24 protein-coding genes, 1 pseudogene and 1 riboswitch are annotated in these 22,144 nt (G+C 63.5%); of the genes and pseudogenes, 18 read left to right on the top strand and 7 right to left on the bottom strand.

The genetic code is table 11. The features are described 5' to 3' along the window. Positions 1-109 precede the first annotated feature (109 nt). Genes J1M87_RS27710 through J1M87_RS27670 form a run of 9 tightly spaced genes read left to right on the top strand, consistent with a single transcriptional unit; the run spans position 110 to position 8,497 of the window. Positions 110-850, top strand: a complete 741-nt coding sequence (locus tag J1M87_RS27710) for an ABC transporter permease (protein WP_374222432.1) — start codon at positions 110-112, stop codon at positions 848-850. Next, a complete protein-coding gene (locus tag J1M87_RS27705; protein ID WP_206492854.1) occupies positions 850-1,722 on the top strand; it encodes an ABC transporter permease in 873 nt (290 codons plus the stop codon). The genes J1M87_RS27710 and J1M87_RS27705 overlap by 1 nt, the downstream gene beginning before the upstream one ends. Positions 1,723-1,724: 2 nt before the next feature. Next, on the top strand, positions 1,725-2,762 hold the full coding sequence (locus J1M87_RS27700) for an MlaD family protein (RefSeq protein ID WP_206492853.1): 1,038 nt from the start codon (positions 1,725-1,727) through the stop codon (positions 2,760-2,762). After that, positions 2,759-3,766 (top strand): MCE family protein, encoded by a 1,008-nt coding sequence (locus tag J1M87_RS27695; protein ID WP_206492852.1) that lies wholly within the window; start codon positions 2,759-2,761, stop codon positions 3,764-3,766. The genes J1M87_RS27700 and J1M87_RS27695 overlap by 4 nt, the downstream gene beginning before the upstream one ends. Beyond that, entirely contained in the window at positions 3,763-4,773 is a 1,011-nt protein-coding gene (locus J1M87_RS27690; RefSeq protein ID WP_206492851.1) for an MlaD family protein, read from the top strand. The genes J1M87_RS27695 and J1M87_RS27690 overlap by 4 nt, the downstream gene beginning before the upstream one ends. Next, positions 4,773-5,888, top strand: a complete 1,116-nt coding sequence (locus J1M87_RS27685; protein WP_206492850.1) for an MCE family protein — start codon at positions 4,773-4,775, stop codon at positions 5,886-5,888. Before J1M87_RS27690 ends, J1M87_RS27685 begins: the two co-directional genes overlap by 1 nt. Then, positions 5,879-6,934: an MlaD family protein gene (locus J1M87_RS27680; RefSeq protein ID WP_206492849.1), complete on the top strand. Its 1,056-nt coding sequence runs from the start codon at positions 5,879-5,881 to the stop codon at positions 6,932-6,934. The genes J1M87_RS27685 and J1M87_RS27680 overlap by 10 nt, the downstream gene beginning before the upstream one ends. Positions 6,935-6,945: 11 nt before the next feature. Further along, on the top strand, positions 6,946-7,875 hold the full coding sequence (locus tag J1M87_RS27675; protein WP_206492848.1) for an MlaD family protein: 930 nt from the start codon (positions 6,946-6,948) through the stop codon (positions 7,873-7,875). A gap of 16 nt (positions 7,876-7,891) precedes the next feature. Beyond that, on the top strand, positions 7,892-8,497 hold the full coding sequence (locus tag J1M87_RS27670; RefSeq protein ID WP_206492847.1) for a hypothetical protein: 606 nt from the start codon (positions 7,892-7,894) through the stop codon (positions 8,495-8,497). Between the two features lie 10 nt (positions 8,498-8,507). On the opposite strand, the gene J1M87_RS29365 is transcribed toward J1M87_RS27670, so the two are convergent. Together J1M87_RS29365 and J1M87_RS27660 are read right to left on the bottom strand one after the other, a co-directional pair. Continuing rightward, entirely contained in the window at positions 8,508-9,617 is a 1,110-nt protein-coding gene (locus J1M87_RS29365; RefSeq protein WP_206492846.1) for a DUF4873 domain-containing protein, read from the bottom strand. Beyond that, positions 9,614-10,399, bottom strand: coding sequence for a TetR/AcrR family transcriptional regulator (locus tag J1M87_RS27660; protein WP_206492857.1), 786 nt, complete (start codon positions 10,397-10,399; stop codon positions 9,614-9,616). Before J1M87_RS27660 ends, J1M87_RS29365 begins: the two co-directional genes overlap by 4 nt. Positions 10,400-10,505: 106 nt before the next feature. Between J1M87_RS27660 and J1M87_RS27655 the strand changes: the two genes are divergently transcribed. Genes J1M87_RS27655 through J1M87_RS27640 form a run of 4 tightly spaced genes read left to right on the top strand, consistent with a single transcriptional unit; the run spans position 10,506 to position 14,684 of the window. After that, the gene (locus J1M87_RS27655) at positions 10,506-11,495 is read left to right on the top strand and encodes a diiron oxygenase (RefSeq protein ID WP_206492845.1); all 990 of its coding nucleotides are present in this window, start codon (positions 10,506-10,508) and stop codon (positions 11,493-11,495) included. Then, complete coding sequence (locus J1M87_RS27650; RefSeq protein ID WP_206492844.1) at positions 11,492-12,355, top strand: diiron oxygenase; 864 nt, start codon at positions 11,492-11,494, stop codon at positions 12,353-12,355. Before J1M87_RS27655 ends, J1M87_RS27650 begins: the two co-directional genes overlap by 4 nt. After that, positions 12,352-13,839 carry an NAD(P)/FAD-dependent oxidoreductase gene (locus J1M87_RS27645; protein ID WP_206492843.1) on the top strand — a complete coding sequence of 496 codons (1,488 nt, stop codon included), beginning with the start codon at positions 12,352-12,354 and terminating at the stop codon, positions 13,837-13,839. The genes J1M87_RS27650 and J1M87_RS27645 overlap by 4 nt, the downstream gene beginning before the upstream one ends. After that, complete coding sequence (locus J1M87_RS27640; RefSeq protein WP_206492842.1) at positions 13,836-14,684, top strand: SDR family oxidoreductase; 849 nt, start codon at positions 13,836-13,838, stop codon at positions 14,682-14,684. Before J1M87_RS27645 ends, J1M87_RS27640 begins: the two co-directional genes overlap by 4 nt. Positions 14,685-14,688: 4 nt before the next feature. Here the strand turns inward: J1M87_RS27640 and J1M87_RS27635 are convergent, their stop codons facing one another. Further along, positions 14,689-16,071 carry an AarF/ABC1/UbiB kinase family protein gene (locus J1M87_RS27635; RefSeq protein WP_206492841.1) on the bottom strand — a complete coding sequence of 461 codons (1,383 nt, stop codon included), beginning with the start codon at positions 16,069-16,071 and terminating at the stop codon, positions 14,689-14,691. 3 nt (positions 16,072-16,074) lie between these two features. Then, positions 16,075-16,623 (bottom strand): carboxymuconolactone decarboxylase family protein, encoded by a 549-nt coding sequence (locus J1M87_RS27630; RefSeq protein ID WP_206492840.1) that lies wholly within the window; start codon positions 16,621-16,623, stop codon positions 16,075-16,077. 105 nt (positions 16,624-16,728) lie between these two features. After that, positions 16,729-16,851: riboswitch (cobalamin riboswitch) on the top strand. Between the two features lie 25 nt (positions 16,852-16,876). Here J1M87_RS27630 and J1M87_RS27625 point away from each other — a divergent pair. The 5 genes from J1M87_RS27625 to J1M87_RS27605 are packed head-to-tail and all read left to right on the top strand — an operon-like array spanning position 16,877 to position 20,517. Next, on the top strand, positions 16,877-17,596 hold the full coding sequence (locus J1M87_RS27625) for an energy-coupling factor ABC transporter permease (RefSeq protein WP_206492839.1): 720 nt from the start codon (positions 16,877-16,879) through the stop codon (positions 17,594-17,596). After that, positions 17,589-17,912 (top strand): energy-coupling factor ABC transporter substrate-binding protein, encoded by a 324-nt coding sequence (locus tag J1M87_RS27620; protein ID WP_206492838.1) that lies wholly within the window; start codon positions 17,589-17,591, stop codon positions 17,910-17,912. Before J1M87_RS27625 ends, J1M87_RS27620 begins: the two co-directional genes overlap by 8 nt. Before the next feature lie 35 nt (positions 17,913-17,947). Beyond that, positions 17,948-18,694, top strand: a complete 747-nt coding sequence (cbiQ, locus tag J1M87_RS27615) for a cobalt ECF transporter T component CbiQ (RefSeq protein ID WP_206492837.1) — start codon at positions 17,948-17,950, stop codon at positions 18,692-18,694. After that, on the top strand, positions 18,691-19,533 hold the full coding sequence (locus J1M87_RS27610; RefSeq protein WP_206492836.1) for an energy-coupling factor ABC transporter ATP-binding protein: 843 nt from the start codon (positions 18,691-18,693) through the stop codon (positions 19,531-19,533). Before cbiQ ends, J1M87_RS27610 begins: the two co-directional genes overlap by 4 nt. Before the next feature lie 48 nt (positions 19,534-19,581). After that, entirely contained in the window at positions 19,582-20,517 is a 936-nt protein-coding gene (locus tag J1M87_RS27605) for an iron-siderophore ABC transporter substrate-binding protein (protein ID WP_241257526.1), read from the top strand. A 5-nt stretch (positions 20,518-20,522) separates the two neighbouring features. Here the strand turns inward: J1M87_RS27605 and J1M87_RS27600 are convergent, their stop codons facing one another. The 3 genes and pseudogenes from J1M87_RS27600 to J1M87_RS27590 form a co-directional block, all read right to left on the bottom strand. Next, the gene (locus J1M87_RS27600; RefSeq protein WP_206492835.1) at positions 20,523-21,188 is read right to left on the bottom strand and encodes a GntR family transcriptional regulator; all 666 of its coding nucleotides are present in this window, start codon (positions 21,186-21,188) and stop codon (positions 20,523-20,525) included. An 11-nt stretch (positions 21,189-21,199) separates the two neighbouring features. Next, positions 21,200-21,892 (bottom strand): urea ABC transporter ATP-binding subunit UrtE, encoded by a 693-nt coding sequence (gene urtE, locus J1M87_RS27595; RefSeq protein ID WP_206492834.1) that lies wholly within the window; start codon positions 21,890-21,892, stop codon positions 21,200-21,202. Next, positions 21,885-22,144, bottom strand: a pseudogene (locus J1M87_RS27590) (ABC transporter ATP-binding protein); the annotation flags it as partial. The gene urtE and the pseudogene J1M87_RS27590, both read right to left, overlap by 8 nt.

Below are 22,144 nucleotides of genomic sequence, written 5' to 3'. Positions count from 1 at the left end.
GGGTCGCGCTGAACACCGATCCGGGGGTGGGGAATTGTCGACGCCGTTATCGACGGTCGCACGCGTCAGCGACGGAGTGACCGGCGGATTCCGGACATTCGGTCAGACGCTGGAACTGGGAGTGCTGGCCTTCGTCCACCTCTTCCGTGATGTCGTCACGCTGCGTCACCCGTGGCGTGACACCGTGGACCAGGCCTGGTTCGTCGTCACCGTCACCGTGGTTCCAGCGGTGTTGGTGTCGATTCCGTTCGGCGTCATCGTGTCCGTCCAGGTCGGCAGTCTCACCGATCAGATCGGCGCGACGTCCATCGCGGGTGCTGCAGGTGGCCTCGGGGTGATCCGCCAAGGTGCACCGATCGTTGCGGCACTCCTGCTGGGAGGTGCCGCAGGCTCGGCGGTCGCTGCAGACCTGGGGGCGCGCACCATCCGCGACGAGATCGACGCGCTGTCGACGATGGGAATCGACCCGGTGCGCAGGCTCGTCGCGCCGCGGTTGGCCGCCATCCTTCTGGTGGCACCGTTCCTGTGCATCCTGATCATCTTCATGGGGCTTGCCGCCGGCTATGCGATCAACGTCGGATTTCAGGGTGGCACGCCCGGCAGCTACATCAGCTCGTTCGCATCGTTCGCCTCCGTCGGAGATCTCGTCGTCGCGCTGGTGAAGACCGAGATATTCGGGGTCATCGTCATCATCGTCGCGTGTCATCGAGGGTTGTCCGCCGCACACGGACCACGCGGTGTCGCCAACGCGGTCAACGCATCCGTGGTGCTCGGCGTGGTGTCGGCGTTCACCGTCAACGTGGTCATCACCCAGTTGGTGGCGATGTTCATGCCGCAGAGGCTGGGCTGATGGCAACTCCCTCTCGCTACACCGTGCACGGCACCGGCCAACTCACACGCGGTGCCAGATATCTCGGCCGCAAGCCGTTCGATGTCCTCGAAATGCTGGGCCATCAACTGACGTTCTGCGTGAAGGTGCTGGCGGCGATCCCGCACACCGTGCGCTCGTACCAACGTCAGATGCTGCTCATTCTCAGTGACATCACCTGGGGCAGCGGCAAATTGATCGTCGGCGGCGGAACGGTGTCGGTTCTGGTCGTGCTGGGTGTCGCCGTCGGTGCGTCGGTGGGAATCGAAGGATTCAACTCACTGGGCATGGTGGGTATGGAACCGTTGACCGGCTTCATCTCCGCCTATGCCAGCACCCGAGAACTGGCACCGATGATCGCGGCCATCGGATTCGCGACGCAGGCAGGATGTCGAATGACTGCCGAGATCGGAGCGATGCGCATCTCCGAGGAAATCGATGCCCTCGAAGCTCAAGGGATCCAGTCGATGCCGTTCGTCGTGACCACCCGGGTGATCGCAGGAATCGTCACGATCGTCCCGCTCTACCTGCTCACGCTGATTCTGAGCTACCTGTCGTGTGCTCTGGTCGTCCGTGTGATCGGCGGTCAGTCGTCCGGCACGTACGACCACTACTTCAGTGCATTCCTGCAGCCGCTGGACATCGTCTTCTCGTTGTTCAAAGCTGCTGTGTTCGTCGTGACGATCATCCTCATTCACGGCTACCAGGGGTACTACGCCTCCGGAGGACCGGAAGGTGTGGGGCGTGCATCGGGACGTGCCATCAGGGCCAGCCTCGTCGCCGTGGTGGTGCTGGACATGATCATGACGTTGGTCCTGTGGGGATTCGACTCCGGCATAAGGATTTCGGGATAGAGATGGCAGTATTCGAAGATTTGTCCGGTCGTTCGGCCGGTCCCGCCACGCTCCGTCTGCGTGGCCTGGCAGTCGCGGTGGCCGCGGCTGTTCTCGCGGGCGGTCTCACGGCGTACGCCCAGGGGGCCTTCGATTCGCCGTTCGAGCTGACCCTGGACGCGGCATCGGTCGGCGACGGTCTGACGCCGGGGTCGGAGGTGAAGTTCCGAGGTCTGTCGATCGGAACGGTGGACGAGATCGAGACTGTCGGCTTCGGACGCCAGAGACTGGAATTGGCGATCGATCCGAGCCAGGCAGGTGAGCTCACCGACACCATGCAGGCTCAGTTCTCCTCGTCCAACGTGTTCGGTTCCACTGCAATCGAATTGGTGTCGGACGGAACGGGCAACCCTCTCGCCGCCAACTCGACGCTCGAGATTTCCGGGAACCAACGAGGCGCGACGGTGACCGGAGTGTTCCGGCGAGTTGCCGATCTGACGGCGGTTCTCGACACCGAACGCGTGCAGCATCTGCTGGACATCCTCGCCAACTCCTCCGTCGAGGTCAGCCGAAACCTCAAACCCTACTTCGATACTGCACAGATGATGGTGGACAACAAGATCGATCCGCTGGCCTGGAAACTGCACCGAGGGGCAGAACTGGGTGATGGAATGGCGAATCTGATTCCGCCGCTGCTCGATCTGGTGGTGGGCGTGGTGGACAAGAGCGTGTACGTGGAGGCACCTGCCGATCGGGCCAGGACCATCGCCGCCAATGACGGACTGAGCGATCAATTGATGGTTCCGGTGGGCGACTTGTTGAAGAAGAACAATCCAGATCTGACGAAGCTGTTGTCGACGACGCTCGATCTTCTCGTACCCATCACGGCATCGATCGGCACCTTCGCACCCAGCTACAACCGGGTGCCGCAGGTACTCGACGGCATATCCGACGCATTCCCGGTCGTCGACGGGAAGCCGCAGTTGCAATTGGACCTGATCGTGAAGACGATGCCGAACCTGGCCGGTGCCGTTGCCGCTCACGAGGAGGCGGGCCGGTGAAGAACGTGACCGGCCCCATGGTCAAACTGCTCGTCTTCTTCTCGGTGACCGCGTTGTGTGCGGTGGTCATCGTGGCCGCACTCCGAACCCCCGTCACCGGCCCGCTGTCGTCCTACGCCGCGGAGTTCGACGACGTGTCCGGCCTGTACGTCGGCGACGACGTGCGCATGTCCGGGGTGCAGATCGGAAAGGTGTCCTCGGTCGAGCTGGACGGAGGCAGTGCGCGAGTCGGATTCGAAATCGAAGACCGCAGGAACCTCTTCGTCAACACCCGGGCCGCCGTCCGCTACCAGAATCTGCTGGGCCAACGCTACGTCGAGTTGATCCAGAAGGATGCGGCCGCAGGCGCGCCATTGGCCGCAGGCACGACGATCCCGCTGGACCGAACGGTTCCGTCGTTCGATATCTCCACGCTGTTCAACGGTTTCAAGCCGATCTTCGACACCCTCGACACCGCACAGCTCAATCAGTTCACCGAGAACATCCTCCGCATGGTCCAAGGTGATGGTGCAGGTCTCGGTCCGGTACTGCGGGACGTCGGTCGCATCACCCAGTTCGCCGTTCAACGCGAGTCGATCATCGGACTGCTGATCGACAACCTCGGCCAGATCTCGGACTCGATCGGTGGCCAATCCTCGGCTGTTGCAGACCTTCTCGAACAACTGCACGACCTGGTCTCGAAGCTCAGCACCCAGATGGACGGTATCTTGGCGGCGTTGGACCAGGCCAACTACGGGCTCACTCCGTTCGTCGGTCTGCTCGACGGCCTGGAGGATGCCTACGACAACAGCTACGCGCCGGTAGACGGAGCGTTGCGGCGGTTGCTTCCTCAGACCGATCAAGTCACCGAGTTGCTCGCTCTGACGCCATCACTGCTGACCGGACTCAACGCCAGCATCCCCAAGCCGGGCAGCCAGACCTACTCCTGCAGTCGGGGACAACAGGACATCCCAGGCATCGGGCAGATAGTGCTCGGCGGACAGAATTTGGTGGTGTGCAGATGACGCGCGTGGTTCGCAAGGGCGTTCGCGACGACCAATCGGAGAACAAGACCCATCTGTTGTGGGGCACAGTAGGTGTCGCGTTCGCCGCGGTGCTGGTTCTCGTCGCCGCCGCGCTGTACACGATCCCGTTCGGCGAGCGAACCTTCACCGCGGAGTTCGGCTCGGCGGCGGGGGTCAAGCCTGGAGACGAGGTTCGGATCGCGGGCGTCCCCGTCGGGTCGATACGTTCGGTCGAGCTGGCAGGTGATCACGTGGACGTCGACTTCAGCGTCGACTCGGACGTGTTCGTCGGAGACGCGTCGACCATGGCGGTGAAGTTGCTGACGCCCATCGGCGGTCACTACGTGATGCTCACCTCACACGGTGACAGCGAGCTCGGCTCGACGCCGATTCCTCGGGAGCGAGTCGAACTTCCGTACGAGCTTTCTGCCGCGATCGAGCAGGTGACACCACTGGTACGAGATATCGACGGCGCGACTCTGCGGCAGACCGTGGCCGAGATGGACAAGGCCGTCAGCTCTCAGCCTCAGTCGACGCGAGCCATCGTGGACAATCTGTCCTCGCTGACCGATGTGATCGCCACACGTTCGGACCAACTCGAACGTGGGCTCGTCGTATCGGACGAGTATGTCGGCGCGCTGTCGGCGGATCGGGTCATGCTCGTCGAGCTCGTGCGCGAACTCGGCACCTTGACAAAAGGATTCGGCGACAAACGTGCCGAGGTCGTCAATGCCTTCGACCTTCTCGGACGGATGTTCGAGCTCTTCCACCGACCCGTGGTGGCCTTCGAGAAAGGACTCGAGCCCTCGATCGTGCAGCTCGAGGAGATCACCCAGAAGCTCTTCGCGCAGTTGGGTGACTACGACGGTGCCATCACGACGATCAAACAGAGCACAGACGGGCTCGCGGCCCTGATCGGTGGGGGAGAAGGCCCCGTGATCGATCAGTCGCAGGACACGGTCGTCGGTGTCGGTGTGTGTATTCCGTTGCCGGGGAGGGCGTGCTGATGAGACGCAGGACCGCGCAGATCTCCGTCGCAGCAGCCGTAGTGGTCACGCTCGTCGGCTCGGCTGCTGCAGCGACCGCGGTGATCGATACGGGAGGCACAGGGTCCAGTTCCTCGCTGTGTGCCGAGTTCACCGATACGGTCGGTCTGTACGAGGGTAATTCGGTGACGATGCTCGGAGTGGCCGTCGGCACGGTGACCGGCATCGAGAACACCGATGACGCCGTGGTGGTCACGATGGACGTCGACGGCGATCTCGAACTTCCCGCGGATGTCGGAGCGGTGACCCTGTCGAGTTCGATCGTCACCGACCGGCGGGTGGAATTCACCAAGCCGTACACCGGTGGCCCGGAGTTCGACCGTACGAGCTGTATTCCGTTGGAACGCACCAGAACTCCACTGGGAATCAGCGACACTCTCAACGCCATGTCGGGGCTGGCGTCCGACCTGCTCGGTCCGGCCGACGCGAACGGCGAGCACGAGCAGATTCTGGGTGACACACTTCGTTCGGTCGACGGATCGCTGCGAGGATCCGGTGCTCAGCTCAACGACAGCCTTCGGCAACTGGCCGAGCTGGTCGGCGATCCCGCCGACCGCGACACCACCGTGCGCCGACTGATCGACAATCTCGACGGTTTGATCGATACGTTCGTGGTGAGCTGGCCCGAGGTGGCCAAGCTGCTCGACAACCTCAAACGAGGAATGATCACGTTGTCGGAGTTCACCCAGTCGTTCGGCACCACGGTCGCGCTGACCACCGAGTTCATACCACCACTTGCGCGCAACGTCGCGAAATACGACGACAAGGTCTACGCATTTCTCGATCAGGCGGCCCCGGTGGGCGATGTCCTGCTCGGGCGAGTGGGCGATATCAAGGACATTCTGGAACAGGTGCCGACCGTGGGGCAGAACTTGATGACGATGTACGACAACGACTCCAAGAGCGGACGGTTGATCTACCACCCGCCGCAGTTCGAGATCGACACGAACTCGCCCAACGAGATCTGCGCGCTGCTCAACAGGTACGCACCGACCTGTTCGGCAAACCAGCAGCGCGGCGATGTCATCGATGTGGGACTGGTGCAGTTGGTACTCGGTTCGGCGGGATGGCGATGAGGCGCGCGCTCGCCGGGCTGTGCTGTGTCGCACTGCTGTCGGCGTGCAGCGTCGATCCGGCCGATCTTCCGATTCCCGGTAGCTACGTGTCCGGCGACAAGTACTCCCTGAAGATCGAATTCGCCAGCGTCCTCAATCTTCCGGAGAAGGCGAAGGTCATCGTCGAGGGCGTCGACGCGGGCGTGCTCGACAAGGTCGAACTCGTGGGTTCGACTGCCGTGGCGACGGTGGACCTGTCCGCCGATGTTCAGCTGCCCGCCGACACCGTCGCCGAGCTTCGGCAGTCGTCGATCCTCGGCGAGATCTACATCTCGCTGCAACCTCCATCGGACTCCGCCGATTCGTCCACAGCGGGCGGAAACTCGGGATCGTCCTCGGAGGGGCCATATCTGGGCGACGGGGATGTGATTCCTGTGCAGCGAACTGTCCCCGCCGACAACGTCGAGGACGTGTTGCGAGGACTGTCGAACATCGTGACCGGCGGTCATTACGTCCAGTTGCAGGAGGCGGTGAACAATGTCAACGCTGCTGTTCCTCCCGACCCTGCCGAGATCGACAAGATCAATCTGGCTGCTCGGGTTGCGCTCACCGATATCGGCGACAACACCGGCGAGATCGATCGAATCCTCTCCGCAGCGGAAGGAATCTCCAATACTCTTGTCTCACAGCGTGACGGCCTCGAACGTGTACTCGAGCTCGGCCCGAAACGTTCGGCGGGGTTGTCCGAGGTGCTGTTCAGTGTTGTCCACATGATCTTCATGCTGGGATACATGTCGCAACACATCGGCGACGTTCTCGCGGGCCCGTATCCGGAATTGAGGGATGCAGTCGACATCATCGCGCCTGCGTTGATCACGATCTCGAATGCCGACACGACGGTGCCGATGAACGTGGACAAGGCCAATACTCTGTTGCGAGAGCGCTTGATTCCGTATTTCGAGTCGACGCCGAACATCGCCGTGAGATCGGTGTCGACGGACCGAGGTCCGAGCGCGCTCGCCGACGACATGATCGGGATCCTGCGCGGTATCGGGATCGTCCGATGAAGCCGGGCACGATGGTCTCAGTCATTGCGTTGGCGGCGATGACGGTGGTCTGCACCGGGTATCTGGTTGTCGGTGTGCTCGATATCGATCCGACTCGCAAGACCGACCATGTGGTGGTCCACATGGAGTCCTCCGGCGGACTGATGGATACCTCGCAGGTCACCTCGCGCGGAATTCAGGTGGGCCGGGTCGAGTCGATCGCAGTGGTGCCGGGCGGTTTGGATGTCACGCTCGCTCTCGACGCCGCCCACCGCATTCCGGAGGACTCGGAGGTGATCGTGGCCAACCTGTCCGCTGCAGGCGAGCAGTATCTGGATCTGCGCCCACGAGGCACCGGTGGGCCCTACCTCACCGACGGGGATGTCATCGGCACAGATCATGTTCGCAAGTCGGTGACCGTCAGCGAGGCGCTGAGCCTGGGGGATTCCCTGGCATCACAGCTGGATACGAGTGCACTGACCGGGCTGACGGAAACAGCGTCGGCGGCGATCGACGGCCGGGAAGGCGATGTCGACCGGCTGGTCGAGGCATTCCGCTTCTTGTCGGCGACCCTGCGCGACAAGAACGCCGAAATTCGACGTCTGTACGACAACGCTCAGGTTGCTGGACGCGACGCGTACGGGTACGGCCCGGTGCTGACCGATGCGGGGCCGTACGTCGGTGCGACGGGGCGAGGCGTGGCCAACCTGCTCGAGGGCTTCAACGAGTATTCCTACGTGGGCGCAGATGTCTGGGACGACCCGCTCGGGAAGATCGCACCGAAGATCGACGAATATCTGACGCCGCTCTCACCCGACCTCGCGCTGATTGCAACGCTTCTCAAGCCCTACACCGAACCGATCAAGCCGCTGCGTGTGGACGCGGGTTCGATCGTGGACGTACTGCAGACCGTGTTTCCTCCGGGCGGGCCGGCGAAGCTCTCCATCGAAATTCCGAACTGACAGGAGTTGTCCCCTCATGATCGACACAGACACACCCGATGCGAACACACCAGTGCCCGAGGACAAGCCAGTAGTACCCGAGGAAAAGGCGATGCCCGAGGAGAAGGCGGTGCCCGAGACTCCGAGGCGCCGTCGGGTGAGGTGGGCTGTGGTCGGCGCAGCCGTGCCAGGGCTGGTGCTGGCGGTGGTCTTCGGTGTGCTGTGGCATTCGGCGGCGAGCGATCTGGCCGACGAACGTACCCATGACGAGGACCGTCAGATGGCGGTGAACGCGGCAACCGAGTACACAGCACGTTCGCTGACCTACGACTACCGCAATCTCGACGCCTTCTTCGACGGCGTCGACCAGGGGGCGTCGCAGTCCCTGCAGGATCGGTACAGCGGAGTCCGTGAGGCGCTCACTGCCATCATGAACGAGTCGCAGGTGGTGGCGACCGGGGAGGTTCTCTCGGCAGCAATCGATTCCGAGTCCGGCAACGAGTACAAGGTTGCGGTGTTCGCTCAGCAGACGACGCAGAACGTGCAGCAGCCCGATCCGGGCAAGGTGCCCAATCTTCTGCTGGTGACCGTCACCGATCAGGACGGTCAGTGGATCGTCAGTGACTACGGGCCCAAGACCTAGAACTGTCCGTTCAGTGGGTGTTGGTGGCGCTGACGAACTGTGCGAGACCGCGTACCTGTTGTTCGATCTCCGTCATGCCGTGCGTTTCGAAGATCGATGTGAACTGCGCCTTGTCGAACATCCGAATTCCGATGCGCCCCGATACTGCTCCCACGACGGTCCGCACCGGTACGGTCGCGCGGCGATAACTGGTCATGATGGCAATCCGGCCCCCTGGGCGCAGGACGCGGATCATCTCGTCGACCACGGTCAGCGGGTCCGGCATCAGGTAGAGGGCCGCGTAGCAGCAGACCGCGTCGAATGTGTTGTCGGCAAACGGAAGTGACTGCGCGTCTCCGCGCATATAGGCGGCATGGGGGCCGCGGTTGTCCCGGACGGCCCGGTGAATCATCTGTTCGGAAATGTCGAACCCGGTGACCAGCCCGTCACCGTCGAGGCGTTCGGAGAGATATTTGGTGAAGTTTCCCGGCCCGCACGCCACGTCGAGCACGTTCAGTTCCCCGGACAGTCGCAGATCGGACGCGGCCTTGGCGCGTTCGGCGGACATCGACAGGCCGCCGACTCCCATCATGGCGACTCCCGCCGGCCGCCAGAACTTCTCGTAGATGGCCGCCACCACTGGGTTGTTCATGGCACGGCTGGCCGCAGTGGGTGACGGTGCGGGCGTGCCGCCGAGCAGTTCCACATACCCCGCGGTGGTGTCGGCCGTCGCGCGAATGTCGGGCTCGAGCAATGCCGAGGCTCGTTCGAGCGCCAGGTCCTGATGATCCGGTACCTCGGCGCCGTCGCCTGCGCTGTCCGGATCGACCTCGGGCTCGAGCGGGTACGGGGGCATCCCGGTGCCCTGAAGCCGGTACCGGCCCCAGAAGTCGACGTCGCCGACCAGGACGGGAGCATCGCCGGTGTCCGTACTGAGTCGGCCTTTGCTGCTGGTGCCGACAGTCTCCATGAAACTCCGGAGCTCCTCGTGGGGTCGGACTCGGCCGTACCAGCGGAAGATTCCGTCGATGGGCTGGGAATGGCCGCGCAGATCGATCTGTACATCGAACTCGGCCCCGTGGGCGTCGAAGGTCAACTGTGCCGGGCCTCGGTAATCGGGCTTGCCGGAGAGATCGCTCACTGGTTCTCGCTTCCTTCCGTGGGAACGAACGCACGATGCATGGGTTGATCGGACTCGAGCCGGACGCCGGCACGCGCACACGCGGATTCGACGAGTCCGTGCACGATGGCAGCCAGATGTGCAGTGAAGGCCTCGGTGGTCATGGCCGATTCTCGGTCCTCGGAACTGCCGAGCCACCAGTCCGTCGCCGAGGCCACCGCCCCGAACGTCGAGTAGGAGACGATCTCGACGGTCGAACTGTCCACTGCCGGACCCTGTATGGCGTCGGACAGTACGCGGGCCACCGCATCGGACGCGGCTCGCGCCGAATCCAAGGCCGGATCCCCGGCCACGCCCGCCGAGGTTCGGCGGTCCGTGGTGCGAGCCAGGAAATGGCCGTGCACGAGAAACCGGAACAAGTTGGGATGATCGGTGACTATCGCTGCGTAGCCGGCGACACTGTGATCGATGAGGTCGGTGACGGAATCTTCGAACAAGTTGACGGTGTTCATGATCCGGTCCCACAACATGTCCTGGACGTTCTGGACTATTGCGGTGTGCAGATCGGATCGGTCGACGAAATGCCGATACAGCTTTGGTTTGGCGGTACCGGCTGCTTTCGCGATATCGCCCATGCTGACGTTCGGGCCGTATTCGTCGATAGCGATCAGTGCGGCCGCGACCAGTTCTTGTCGCACGCGAAGACGGTGCTCACGCCACCGTTCGGTGCGCGCATCGATCTTCTTGCACGGTGTCGAGTGTCGTCCGTCTTCGGGGTTGACACGTCCTATGACTTGAACCACACTCGGACAGTACCTACTACCGCCGGTACTGGCTACCGTGAGTTTCGGATAGACCAGGTCTCGAGGTGGAGTCGATCGCGAGGGGGGATCGGTTGTGAAGCGTGCGATGGGACGTGGCGATGCCGCGGTATCCGGGGGAGCAAGCACGACGCTGCGCCCACAGCTGACGACCGAGGACCTGGCCGTCTCGCGGGGCCGAACCGTCGGGCCACGCCAGAAGACTGCGAAACGTCTGCTGAAGTCGACTGCCAACAAGTTCTTCGACGGCGAGGTCGACATCGATTGGGACGCCCCGGTCGTCGATGGCATGCGATGGATGCCCGAGCATCGAGTCTCGCTGTACCGAACCAAGTTGTGGGACAAGCTCTCCGAGGAGCAGCGCCGCGAACTGGGGCGGCACGAGATCGTCAGCATTCTTTCCTTCGGTATCTACGCCGAGGGTTTTCTCAGCGCAAACCTGCTTCGGGTGTTCGGAAAGGGCACGTTCTCCGATCATTCGATGTATTCGATAGCCGAAGTGGGGGAGGAATCGCGCCACTCGATCATGTTCGGAAAGTTGATCGAGAAGACGGGTCTGAAGCCGTACCTCCTGCCCAAGGCAGGGCTGCTCCTTGCGCGGATCGGCCAGTTCTTTCCTCTCGGACCGGCCACCTACGGCGGAACACTTCTCATCGAAGAAGTCCTCGATCGTGCGCAGCGAGAAGCGCAGAACGATCCCGAAATGCAACCGCATCTGCGTCAGATGATGCGCATCCACGTGATCGAGGAATCACGGCACATCACCTATGCGCGGGAAGAAATGGTGCGTGCGATGCAGTCCACCAATCGGGTGAACCGCGCACTTCACCGGGTGATTCTTGCGACCATCGCGAACTTCACATACGTGGCATTGATCAATCCGCGCGTGTACAGATCCGTCGGAATCAACCCGATACGAGGGATTGTCACCGCTATGGCCAGCCCGACCTACAAGTCCAACATGCAATTCTTCTCCGAACCCATGATCCGATTCTTCGCAGAGGCGGGGATGTGTGACGGAGTGGTGACACGTCGGTTGTGGAAGTTGACTCGGGCAATGCCGGACGACCTGGCATGAGCGCGCGTTCGTCAGCTGTCCAGTACGATCCGCATGTCGATATCGATTGGGAATCACCGTGGCGCAGTGAACAATTTGCACTCCCGCAGGAATCGGTGACGCTGTACGGAACGCGCGTGTGGGCCAAGCTGGCCGGGTCGGACCAGCGCACCTTGGCTCTGCACGAGGCGGTGAGTAGATGGAGCACAGTTGCGTATCTGTCTGCGATATTGACCGGCAATCAGCTCAGGCGGGTAGCCGAAGAGGGACTCAACAGCTCGGACTCCCGCAACGCTCTGGACGAGGTGTCGAAGAGTTCGCGCACCACGATCACGTTCGGGCGGCTGGTCCGTGCCACCGACCTCGCGCCGTACAAGCCTCCGCGGGGGACGGCGACCGCCGTCAAACTGTTGAGCTTTCTGCCGTTGGGTGCCGCGTCGCACGCGTCGATGTTGTTGGTGGAGGAAACCTTCGCTCGGACGATGGCGGCTGCCGTGACCGACCCCGGCATCGAACCGCATGTTCGCCAAGCGGTGCGAATTCACCGGTTCGAGTGTGACGAACGTTTCGAGTTCGCGCGGTCGGAAGTTCTCGCCGCGCAACGAAAGTCCAACAGAATCTCGCGCGCGTACAATCGGTTGCTCCTCGCGGTTCTGGCCAATGTCATTCTGCGTCTCGGTGTTTCGTTCGAGGTGTATCGATCCATCGGCATCGGTCCGATGCGCGGTGCCCTCATCTCTCGGCGTCGGCGGGCCGCCATCAGGAGGCGGGATGCTGCAGCCACCGTCGCCTTCCTCGATTCGGCGGGGATGCTCGACGGCGCGGTGACCGCAGCACTGTGGCGGCTGACCGGTGTAGTGCAGTCGGACGAGCGACAATGACGGTCCACCGCACGGGTGTGTTGATCATCGGGACCGGTTTCTCCGGGCTCGGCATGGCGATCGAACTGCGTAAGCGCGGGCGCGAGGACTTCCTGGTGTTGGAGAAGGCCGAGGAGGTCGGTGGTACCTGGCGCGAGAACACCTACCCCGGATGCGCCTGCGATGTGCCGTCCCATCTGTATTCGCTATCGGGAGAACCGAATCCGTACTGGTCGAAGATGTGGTCCGGTCAGCCCGAGATACTGGCCTACCTGCGGTCCCTCGCCGACAAGTACGAGCTACGTCGTAGCATTCGATTCTGCAGCACCTGTTCCGGCGGGTACTGGGACGAGAGTCGAGCGCGCTGGCACGTGACCACCGCCGAGGGCGACGAGTACATCGCCCAGTTCCTCGTCTCGGGGGTCGGTGCGCTCCATATCCCGAACGTTCCGACGCTCCCCGGAATCGAGACCTTCACCGGCAGTGCCTTCCACTCGGCCCGGTGGGACCACGACGTCGATCTCACGGGCAAGCGCGTCGCGGTGATCGGAACCGGAGCGAGCGCAGTACAGTTCGTGCCCGAGATTGCCGAACGAGTGGCGCAGCTCCAGCTCTATCAACGCACACCGGCGTGGGTACTGCCACGACGGAACTTCTCACTGCCCAAGACGGTGCAGCAAGCGTTCGCGAGGGTTCCGTTGTTGCGACGCGCAGTTCGAGGCGCGGTGTACTGGAGCGCGGAGGGGTTGGCCATCGGGCTCAACGGTCACTCCGCGCTGTTACGACCCGTGGAACACGTGGGCAGGCGCTTCATCCGAAGAGAGATCTCGGACCCGGAACTGCGCGCGAAACTGACCCCGAGCTATCGCATCGGGTGCAAGCGAATCCTCGGCTCCAACACCTACTACAGGGCGCTGAACTCCCCGCGGACCGAAGTGATCACCGATGGTATCGCCGAGGTACGCGCCGGCTCGATGGTCGACAACAACGGAGTCGAACGCGAAGTCGACGTCATCGTCTACGCGACGGGCTTCCGCGTCACCGACGGTTTCGACAGCCTGAACCTCGCAGGCCTCGGCGGTCGGAAGCTGGTGTCGCACTGGAAGGAACACGGTATCGCCACCCACCTGGGAATCACGGCAGCGGGATTTCCCAACGCGTTCTTTCTACTCGGGCCCAACACCGGACTTGGTCACAACTCGGTGGTGTTCATGATCGAGCAGCAGATCAAATACGTCCTGCGGGCGCTCGATCTGATCGAACACCGCGCTGCCGACGCGATCGACGTGCGAGAGCCGGTACAGCACCGGTTCAACGCCGAGATCCAGCGCAAGCTGCGTGGCGGCGTGTGGAGCACCGGTGGGTGCACCAGCTGGTACCTCGACAGCACCGGCGTCAACCGAACAGTCTGGCCGGGGTTCACCTGGCAGTACTGGCTGCGCACCCGCACGCTCGATCCCACCGAATACGAACTGCTGCAGGCGAAAGAGAACGTGAGTGTATGAAGAATCTGGGAAACAAGGTCGCCGTCGTCACCGGAGCCGGATCGGGAATCGGGCGAGCACTGGCGATCGATCTCGCCGGTCGGGGCTCGCGACTCGCGCTGTCCGACGTCGACGGACGCGGGCTGGCCGATACGGTGGCGGCATGTGAGGGGGTCGGAGCCCAGACCCGCTCGTACGAGCTGGACGTCGCGGATCGGGCGGCGATGTATTTCCACGCAGACTCGGTCGTCAGCGATTTCGGTCGCGTCGATCTGGTGATCAACAACGCGGGCGTCGCGCTCGCCGCAGACGTTCTCGACATGAGCTGGGACGACTTCGAGTGGGTGATGAACGTCGACTTCTGGGGAGTCGCCAACGGCACCAAAGCCTTTCTGCCCGCATTGATCGAGTCGGGTGACGGCCACCTGGTCAACATCTCCAGTGTGTTCGGACTGATGGGCATCCCCGGTCAGAGCGCATACAACTCGGCGAAGTTCGCCGTACGCGGCTTCACCGAGGCATTGCGTCAGGAAATGAAGATCGCGCGGCATCCCGTCGGCGTCACCTGTGTGCACCCGGGTGGCATCAAGACGAACATCGTGGCCAATGCCCGCGGCATGGACAGCCTGGGGGATGTCGACAAGGTATCCGAGGCGTTCGAGCGCATAGCCCGAACCACACCGACGCGTGCGGCGAAGGTCATCCTCGCCGGAGTGGAGAAGAACAAGCCTCGGGTGCTCATCGGGCCCGATGCCCGCGGTTTCGACGCGATTCCGCGCATCATCGGACCTCGATACCAGGACATTCTGGCACCGCTGAATCGACTCGGCACCAAGGCGGGCAAGAAGCTGCGAATTACCCAGTAGTGAATTACCCAGTAGCGTCCCGCCACTGTTGTTCGGCGATGCCGAGCTCGGTGACCGGCGGGTCCCCATAGATCCATTCGCGAGCGATGCTGTGCCAGTTGGCCGTTGCCTCCAGCTGCCCGAGAACACCGAACGTCAGGAAATCGGCCCGACGCGAGAACAGGTGTTCGGGCGGCAGGTTCTGTCGCTGCATTGCGGTACGTTGTCCGCCGCGCGGGTCGATCGCGAGCATCAACCCACTCGACGCCATCGACGGCGTCACCGTCATCACCCGATCGACCAGATTCCACTCGGACGCCGCGTAGACGTACTCGAGACACTCGTCGGGGCTGACACCGGCCGATGCGTCGACGACCCCGCGGGCGATCATTGCGGCCAGGAGGTTCTCGCCGCGTTCCTCCGATGCCATCCGCAGGCAGTCGATCTCGAATGCGACGTGTTCTCCTCGCATCCGGTTGAACAACCCGAAATCGATAAATCCCACGCGACCGTCGTTGCCGAGCAGGACGTTTCCCGGATGCGGATCACCGCAGAATTCGTGGTAGCGGTAGAGCGAACCGACGTAGAAGCGGTAGACGATCTCGCCGATGCGATCACGGTCGGAGGCAGGGAGAGACCGGATGCGATCGAACGAGACACCGTCGAAGAATTCGGTGACCAGAACGCCTCGGGTGCACATGGCCACGATCGCGTCGGGAACGACGAGATGCGGGTGACCGCGGAACCGAGCCGCCAATGCATGCTGGGTGCGGGCTTCCTCGACGTAGTCGAGTTCGCGCTCGAAGTTCGTCCGTAGTTCCTCGATCAACTCCGGTGCCGCGACCGCGGGAAGCGCGTTCCGCCAGAATTTGAGGAACAGCGCCAGGTTCTTCATGTCCGCGCGCACGGCCGCGTCGACGCCGGGGTATTGCACCTTCACTGCGACCGCTCGGCCGTCGTGCAGACGGGCACGGTAGACCTGGCCGATGGACGCGGCGGCGATGGGAGCGGAGTCGAACTCCGCGAAGAGGGTATCGATGCTCGCGCCCAGCTGGGTCTCGATCACGGTGCGCATCGCATCGAAATCGACTTCCGGTGCGCTGTCGCGGAGCGCGGCGAGCTTGTCCTGGAACCGTTGTCGATGCTCCTCGGGTACCAGAGTGAGGTCGAGTACCGAGAGCATCTGGCCCAGCTTCATCGCCGCGCCCTTCATGCTGCCGAGCACCGTCACGAGCTGATCGGCAGCCTGCAGGGACCTCTTCTCCGAGATTTGTCGTCGCAGTTCCTCGGACCGCCCTGCCATCGAAATCCGTGCTCCTGCACCGCGGATGGCCTGGCCGGCCACCGCGCGCCCCAGTGCCCCGCCGCGCGCGGCCCGCGAGGTGGGTATCGGACGATCGGTGGGCATCGCCTAGCGTTCGGTGAAGTCGCGCTCGACGCGCAGTGTGCCGAGAGTGGTTGCCAGACCGTCGTATTGGGTGACCAGCAACACGAACTCGATCAGGCGACGTTCGTCGAACTGCATCGTCAGCTCGGTCCAGGTGGCATCGGTGAGGGTCTTGGTGGCGACCAGTTCGTCGACGGCGGTCAGAATGGTGCGGTACCGCGTCGCCAGTCCGGGTGCGTCCGGGCCGATTTTGATCGACTCGAGCAGATCACGGTCGATACCTGCTCGCCTGCCCAGTCGAATGTGGTGGTCCATCTCGTATGCGGACTCGCGCAGGTGCGCGACCCGCAGGATCACCAGTTCGGATTCCTTGCGCGAGATCTTGCCTCCGGGCATCAGATGCCCGCTGTAGAACAGCCAGGCGCGGAACAGCCCACCGGTACGGCCGAGGGTGGTGAACAGATGCGGATTCGGCACCCCCGCGCCCCTGGCGATGACCTTGCAGATCACCCAGTTGACGGGCCCGAGAGTCTTGGCGGTACCGGAGGGAATGCGTGGAGTGCTCACAGTCACACCGTACCGACTGGTAGCCCAGCCGTCCCCGAGGAAGCGGCAGAACGAGGATTCTGGCGATCGACTGCCCGTCCGGTGATCGGATCGACTCGGTTCGTGCAATCATCTAGCTCGAAGTGTGCTGGTGCGGGGAACCCGGTGAAATTCCGGGACGGTCGCGCCACTGTGAGCGGACTCGACGTGTCGAGCCGTAAGTCAGATTGCCGAACCAGCACGTCGACTCACATCGGACGCGTCATCCAGGGAGTTACACGTGCATATTGCAGAAGGATTTCTGCCGCCCGTACATGCGGCGGTATGGACCTGCGTCGCAGCACCGTTCGTCGTTCACGGTGCCCGCGCAGTCGTTCGACAGGTCAGGGAGAATCCGGAGAGTCGGCTGCTGCTGGGCGCGGCCGGAGCGTTCACTTTCGTGCTCTCGGCCATCAAACTACCGTCGGTGACGGGAAGTTCGTCCCATCCGACCGGTACCGGCCTGGGCGCAGTGCTGTTCAGGCCCCCGGTGATGGCGTTCCTCGGCACGTTGGTGCTGCTGTTCCAAGCGGTACTTCTCGCGCACGGCGGGCTCACGACCCTCGGCGCGAACGCGTTCTCGATGGCGATCGTGGGTCCCTGGGTGGGGTACGGAGCGTATCGCCTGTCGACCTCGCTGGGCGGTGGTCTGTCGATCTCGGTGTTCTTCGCGATGGTCTTCGCCGACCTCTCGACGTACTGCACCACCTCGGTGCAGATCGCGTTGGCCTTTCCCGATCCACAGACGGGGGTGGCCGGAGCCGTCGCGAAGTTCCTGTCGATCTTCGCGGTCACACAGATTCCGTTGGCCATCGCCGAGGGGCTGCTCGGCGTGCTGGTGATTCGAGTGTTGCGCAGCGTTGCGATGCCGGAGTTGATCAGACTCGGGGTGCTGAAGGCACCGAAGGTCCCAGCCGTCACCGACGTCCCGTCGACCGAGAATCGAGCAGCCGATGCGTAAGAGCACAGTGACCACCATGTTGTTGATCGCCGCCATCGTCGCGATCGTCGGCATCGCACTGATTGTGGATTCGGGCCGAAGCGGAGACGAGGAGCGGTTCGTGGGTACGGATTCGGCCGCGACCAGCCGCATCGAAGAGGACCACCCGGACTACCAGCCCTGGTTCCAGTCGGTCTTCGCGCCCACCTCGAGCGAGGTCGAGTCGGGACTGTTCGCGCTGCAGGCAGCTGTGGGCGGAACCGTTCTGGGGTACACCATCGGTGCGTTGCGGGGCCGGCGCCGCAACGATTCCGCGACCACCGCGACGTCGAGCTGAGCGCCGCCCGCCGCACGGCCGTGCGGGGACTGTCCGTGGACAATGCGGCGTGGTCGAGCGCGTGGCGCGACCGAGCGGTATCGGACAAGGCCCTGCTCGGTCTGGGCTTGGTGGTGTGCGCGCTGCTGCTTCCGGCGTGGCCGGGCTCGATTGTGGTCACCGCAGTCGCCCTGAGCTGCAGTGTGTTCGGGGCGCGTACGCCGCTACGCCTGCTGTTCGGTGCGTTGCGGGCACCGGCGGTGTTCGTCGCGCTCGGTGCCGTGTCCATTGCGGTCACGGTGACGACCGAACCGCGGTTCTCGCTCGGCGTCGACCATTCGAGCCTGGTGCGCGCGGGTGAGGTGACACTGCATGCGATCGCGGGTACGACTTCGGTTCTGCTGCTTGCGATGTCGACACCGATGGTCGATATTCTCGACGGTCTTCGGCGCTGCCGGGTGCCGAGCATCTGCGTGGACATTGCCGGCCTGATGTATCGGATGCTGTTCATCCTGCTCGATTCGGTGGGGACGATTCGACAGTCGCAGGCTGCGCGCCTGGGGTACTCGTCGACTCGACGGGCGATGGCCTCCACCGGTTCGCTCACCGCATCCGTTCTGCTCAAGTCCTGGGACCGGGCCTATCGGTTGGAGGCGGGGCTTGCCGGACGTGAATTCGGAACCGACACGCGCACACTGCGCCCCGATCGGCCGAGTTCTCATAGGTTCGTGCTCGTGTCGCTACTGGGCTTCGTGGCGATAGGTGCGCTGTCGACGGCACCGATCGGATGGGGGCTGCTGTGACGCATCTCGGGATCTCCGGCCGCGAGCTGCGCGTGCGTTTCACCGGCGGGCCGGTGGTGCTCGCCGGTGCGACGCTGACGGTCGCGCCACATCGCCGGACTGCGCTTCTGGGCGCCAACGGCTCCGGTAAGACGACATTGTTGCGGTGTTTGTCCGGTGCCGTCGAACCGGAATCCGGTCGGGTCGAGGTCTGCGAGGAGGCTCTGAAGTACTCGCGAGCCGGACTGCGTGCGCACCGTCAGCGCGTGCAATTGGTGTTGCAGGACCCGGACGATCAGCTGTTCTCCGCCGACGTCGAGCGAGATGTCGCCTACGGCCCGTCGAACCTCGGGCTCTCGGACTCGGACGTGCGCGATCGAGTGGACGAGGCATTGGAGCTGATGGGCATCGAGCACCTCCGCCGCCGACCGACTCATCACCTGTCCTATGGCGAACGCAAACGGGTCGCCACTGCGGGTGCTGTGGCGATGCGTCCTGCCGTGTTGCTGTTGGACGAGCCGACGGCAGGCCTGGATCCGGTGGGTGTCGACGAGATGTTCGGAGCGTTGGACCGGTTGGAGAAGGCCCAGACCACGGTGCTGCTGTCGACTCACGATGTGGCTCTTGCGCTGGAATGGGCAGATTCGGTGGCTGTGGTCGTCGACGGTGTGGTGCATCAAGGACTTCCCGATGTGTTGCTCTCGGACACCTCCCTGCTGAGCAGGGCGCGGCTGAAGATGCCATGGGCGTCGGAGTTGGCGGGGCAGTTGGTTCGGGCCGGACTGATCGCTCCCGATGCCACGCCCCACACCGTCGACGAGGTGGTGGCGGCGCTTCGGCGCGCCGATCCCGAGGCATGATTCACACCCGATTCAGCGCTATTGATGAGGTAAGGCTATCCTCTGTACATGCTCGAATCGACACGCCTTACCTCGGCACTGCGCGCTCGTATCCCGATACTCCTGATGGCCGTCGCTACCGTGACCGCGGCCTGCTCCACAGTCGAGCGCGCCGATGACACGCCCGATGCCACTCGATCGATAGCCACCGTTCGGGGACCGGTGAACGTGCCCGAGAACCCGCTGCGCGTGGTCACACTGGAACCGGTCGAACTCGACACCACCGTCGCACTCGGCATCACGCCGGTCGGTACGGCCGTGCTCAGTGAAACGAGCGGCGTGCCTGCGTATCTCGGTACGGACGCGGCAGACATCACAACGGTCGGTACCGTGGCCGCGCCGACCATCGAGGACATCGCAGCTGTGCGACCCGATCTCATCCTGGGCACCGAAACTCGGCACGGCGAGTACTACGACCAACTCACGGCCATCGCGCCGACGGTGTTCATTTCCTCTCAGTCCGATCCGTGGAAGGAGAGCGTCCGGTTCGTCGGACGCGTTCTCGGCAGGGAAGCGAATGCGGAGGAACTGCTCAGCGCATACGACGAGCGATGCGCCGAGATCGCCGAGAAGTTCGACACCCCAGGAAAAACCGCACAACTCATTCGTCCCCGCAACGGCGAGTTGACGCTGTACGGCCCGTCGTCCTTTGCCGGTAGCACGCTCGAGTGTGCCGGGTTCACCACTCCGCCGAGACCGGAATGGGCCGAGGACATCTCGGTGGATCTCTCACCCGAACTGGCTGCCCAGGCGGCCGCAGATCTTGTCGTCGTCACCGCAACCGACCCGTCGGACCCAGCCGCGATTCCGGCGTCGATCACCGCCAATGCGGCCGCACTGCCGAATCCCCGTGCGGTGGATCTGTCCTACTGGATCACCGGCGTCGGACCCAAGGGTGGACAGGCCGTGCTCGACGACATCGATCGAATCCTGTCGGAGGGTTAGTCGGGTCACACCCGCAACGCACCGGCCAGTGCCGCGGCCTGCTGTGCACGATCGACCACTCGGTCGCGCGAGGAATCGATATGTGCAAGAAGCAGTTCCAGAGCCGAGTCCAGAGTTCCGGCCAGCACGCAATCGACGATCTCCAGGTGCTGTTCGATCGCCGAGCCGACTGCTGCCGCATCGAGCCCGCCCAATATCCGCACCGGACGTACCTTGGCATTGACGGCGCACAACGCCTCGGTCAGAGCAGGATTGCCCGAGGCGGCGAGCAGGGTGACGTGGAAGGTCTCGTCCAAAGCCACCAGATCTTCGGTGTCGGGTGGGTCGGCGCGCAGAGCGACCCAGGTTTCCGACAACGCCGACAGCGACGCTCGGTCCAAGGACTGCGGCGTCGACCTCGTGATGCCCCTGGATTCGAGGGTGGCGCGGAGCTCGTACAGATCGGGCAGATCGCTCAGTCGAGGGCGGTAGGCGTGCAGGCCGGACTCGTCGCGAGTGACGAGTCCGTCGGCCAGCAATCGCGCCAGTGCCTCCCGCACGGGAGTTCGCGAGACCCCGTACAGCTCGGCGAGGCGTTCCTCGCCGAGGCGCTCGGTGGAGCCGATGACACCGGAGATCAGGTCCCGGCGCAGTGACGAATAGACCTTCTCGCGAAGGTCTTTGCGTGGCACGATGTTTCCGGTCAGATTGCCATGGCTGCGCGGACGTCGGCTTCGGATTGTGATCCGCCGGTGCCGGTGGTGGTGATGCGGCCGGCTTCGAGGATGTAGTAGTGCTGGGCGGATTCGAGTGCGAAGCCGATGTGTTGTTCGACCAGGAGTACTCCGAGGCCGCCGCGTCGGGTGAGTTCGAGGATGGTTTTTTCGATTTCGGCGACGACGGAGGGTTGGATGCCTTCGGTGGGTTCGTCGAGGATGAGCATTCGTGGTTCGGTGATCAGTGCTCGGGCGATGGCGAGTTGTTGGCGTTGCCCGCCGGAGAGTAGTCCGGCTCTGCGGTCGAGTAGTTGCGTCAGTGCGGGGAACAGGTCGAGGACTTCGCTGATCAGTGCTTTGCCGCGTGTGCGGCCGTCGGCGACGACCTGCAGGTTTTCGGCGGTGGTGAGTTGGCCGAAGGATTGCTGGCCTTGCGGCACGTAGGCGAGGCCGCGCGCAACTCGCGCGCTGGGCCGTAGCGAGCTGACGTCTTCGCCGTCGAACATGACGGTGCCGGAGTTGACTTTCAGCAGTCCGACCGCTGCTCGCAGCAGGGTGGTTTTGCCGGCACCGTTGTGGCCCATGACGGCGGCGACGCCGTCGGCGGGAACGGTGAGTGAGGCTCCGTGGATGACTTCGCTGCGGCCGTAGCCGGTGTGCACATCGACCAGTTCAAGCATGATCGGCTCCCTCTGTTTTCGTGTCGAGTTCTTCGCCGGCTGCTGCGGTGCCGAGGTAGACCTGTTGGACTTTCGGGTCGGCCTGTACTTCGGCGACTGTGCCCTCGGCGAGGACGCGTCCAGCAGCCAATACCGTCACCGAGGTCGCGAACATACGCATGAAGTCCATGTCGTGTTCGACGACGACCACCGTCCGCTCACCGCCGATGCGTTGGAGCAGTTGGCCGGTCTGTTCGCGTTCCTCGTGGCTCA

The sequence above is a fragment of the Rhodococcus sp. KRD162 genome, assembly GCF_017168335.1.
Lineage (GTDB): Bacteria > Actinomycetota > Actinomycetes > Mycobacteriales > Mycobacteriaceae > Rhodococcoides.
The sequence above is the reverse complement of the archived record's forward strand: the minus strand, read 5'-3'. Positions and strand labels throughout refer to the sequence as shown.

What these genes read in the sequence shown, in the direction of transcription:
- J1M87_RS27605 (WP_241257526.1), top strand. Translation starts at nt 19,582, where the DNA reads ATGCTCGAATCGACACGCCTTACCTCGGCACTGCGCGCTCGTATCCCG.
- J1M87_RS27705 (WP_206492854.1), top strand. Translation starts at nt 850, where the DNA reads ATGGCAACTCCCTCTCGCTACACCGTGCACGGCACCGGCCAACTCACA.
- J1M87_RS27675 (WP_206492848.1), top strand. Translation starts at nt 6,946, where the DNA reads ATGGTCTCAGTCATTGCGTTGGCGGCGATGACGGTGGTCTGCACCGGG.
- J1M87_RS27670 (WP_206492847.1), top strand. Translation starts at nt 7,892, where the DNA reads ATGATCGACACAGACACACCCGATGCGAACACACCAGTGCCCGAGGAC.
- J1M87_RS27680 (WP_206492849.1), top strand. Translation starts at nt 5,879, where the DNA reads ATGGCGATGAGGCGCGCGCTCGCCGGGCTGTGCTGTGTCGCACTGCTG.
- J1M87_RS27620 (WP_206492838.1), top strand. Translation starts at nt 17,589, where the DNA reads ATGCGTAAGAGCACAGTGACCACCATGTTGTTGATCGCCGCCATCGTC.
- J1M87_RS27650 (WP_206492844.1), top strand. Translation starts at nt 11,492, where the DNA reads ATGAGCGCGCGTTCGTCAGCTGTCCAGTACGATCCGCATGTCGATATC.
- J1M87_RS27685 (WP_206492850.1), top strand. Translation starts at nt 4,773, where the DNA reads ATGAGACGCAGGACCGCGCAGATCTCCGTCGCAGCAGCCGTAGTGGTC.
- J1M87_RS27635 (WP_206492841.1), bottom strand. Translation starts at nt 16,071, where the DNA reads ATGCCCACCGATCGTCCGATACCCACCTCGCGGGCCGCGCGCGGCGGG.
- urtE (WP_206492834.1), bottom strand. Translation starts at nt 21,892, where the DNA reads ATGCTTGAACTGGTCGATGTGCACACCGGCTACGGCCGCAGCGAAGTC.
- J1M87_RS27640 (WP_206492842.1), top strand. Translation starts at nt 13,836, where the DNA reads ATGAAGAATCTGGGAAACAAGGTCGCCGTCGTCACCGGAGCCGGATCG.
- J1M87_RS27690 (WP_206492851.1), top strand. Translation starts at nt 3,763, where the DNA reads ATGACGCGCGTGGTTCGCAAGGGCGTTCGCGACGACCAATCGGAGAAC.
- J1M87_RS27700 (WP_206492853.1), top strand. Translation starts at nt 1,725, where the DNA reads ATGGCAGTATTCGAAGATTTGTCCGGTCGTTCGGCCGGTCCCGCCACG.
- J1M87_RS27645 (WP_206492843.1), top strand. Translation starts at nt 12,352, where the DNA reads ATGACGGTCCACCGCACGGGTGTGTTGATCATCGGGACCGGTTTCTCC.
- J1M87_RS27655 (WP_206492845.1), top strand. Translation starts at nt 10,506, where the DNA reads ATGGGACGTGGCGATGCCGCGGTATCCGGGGGAGCAAGCACGACGCTG.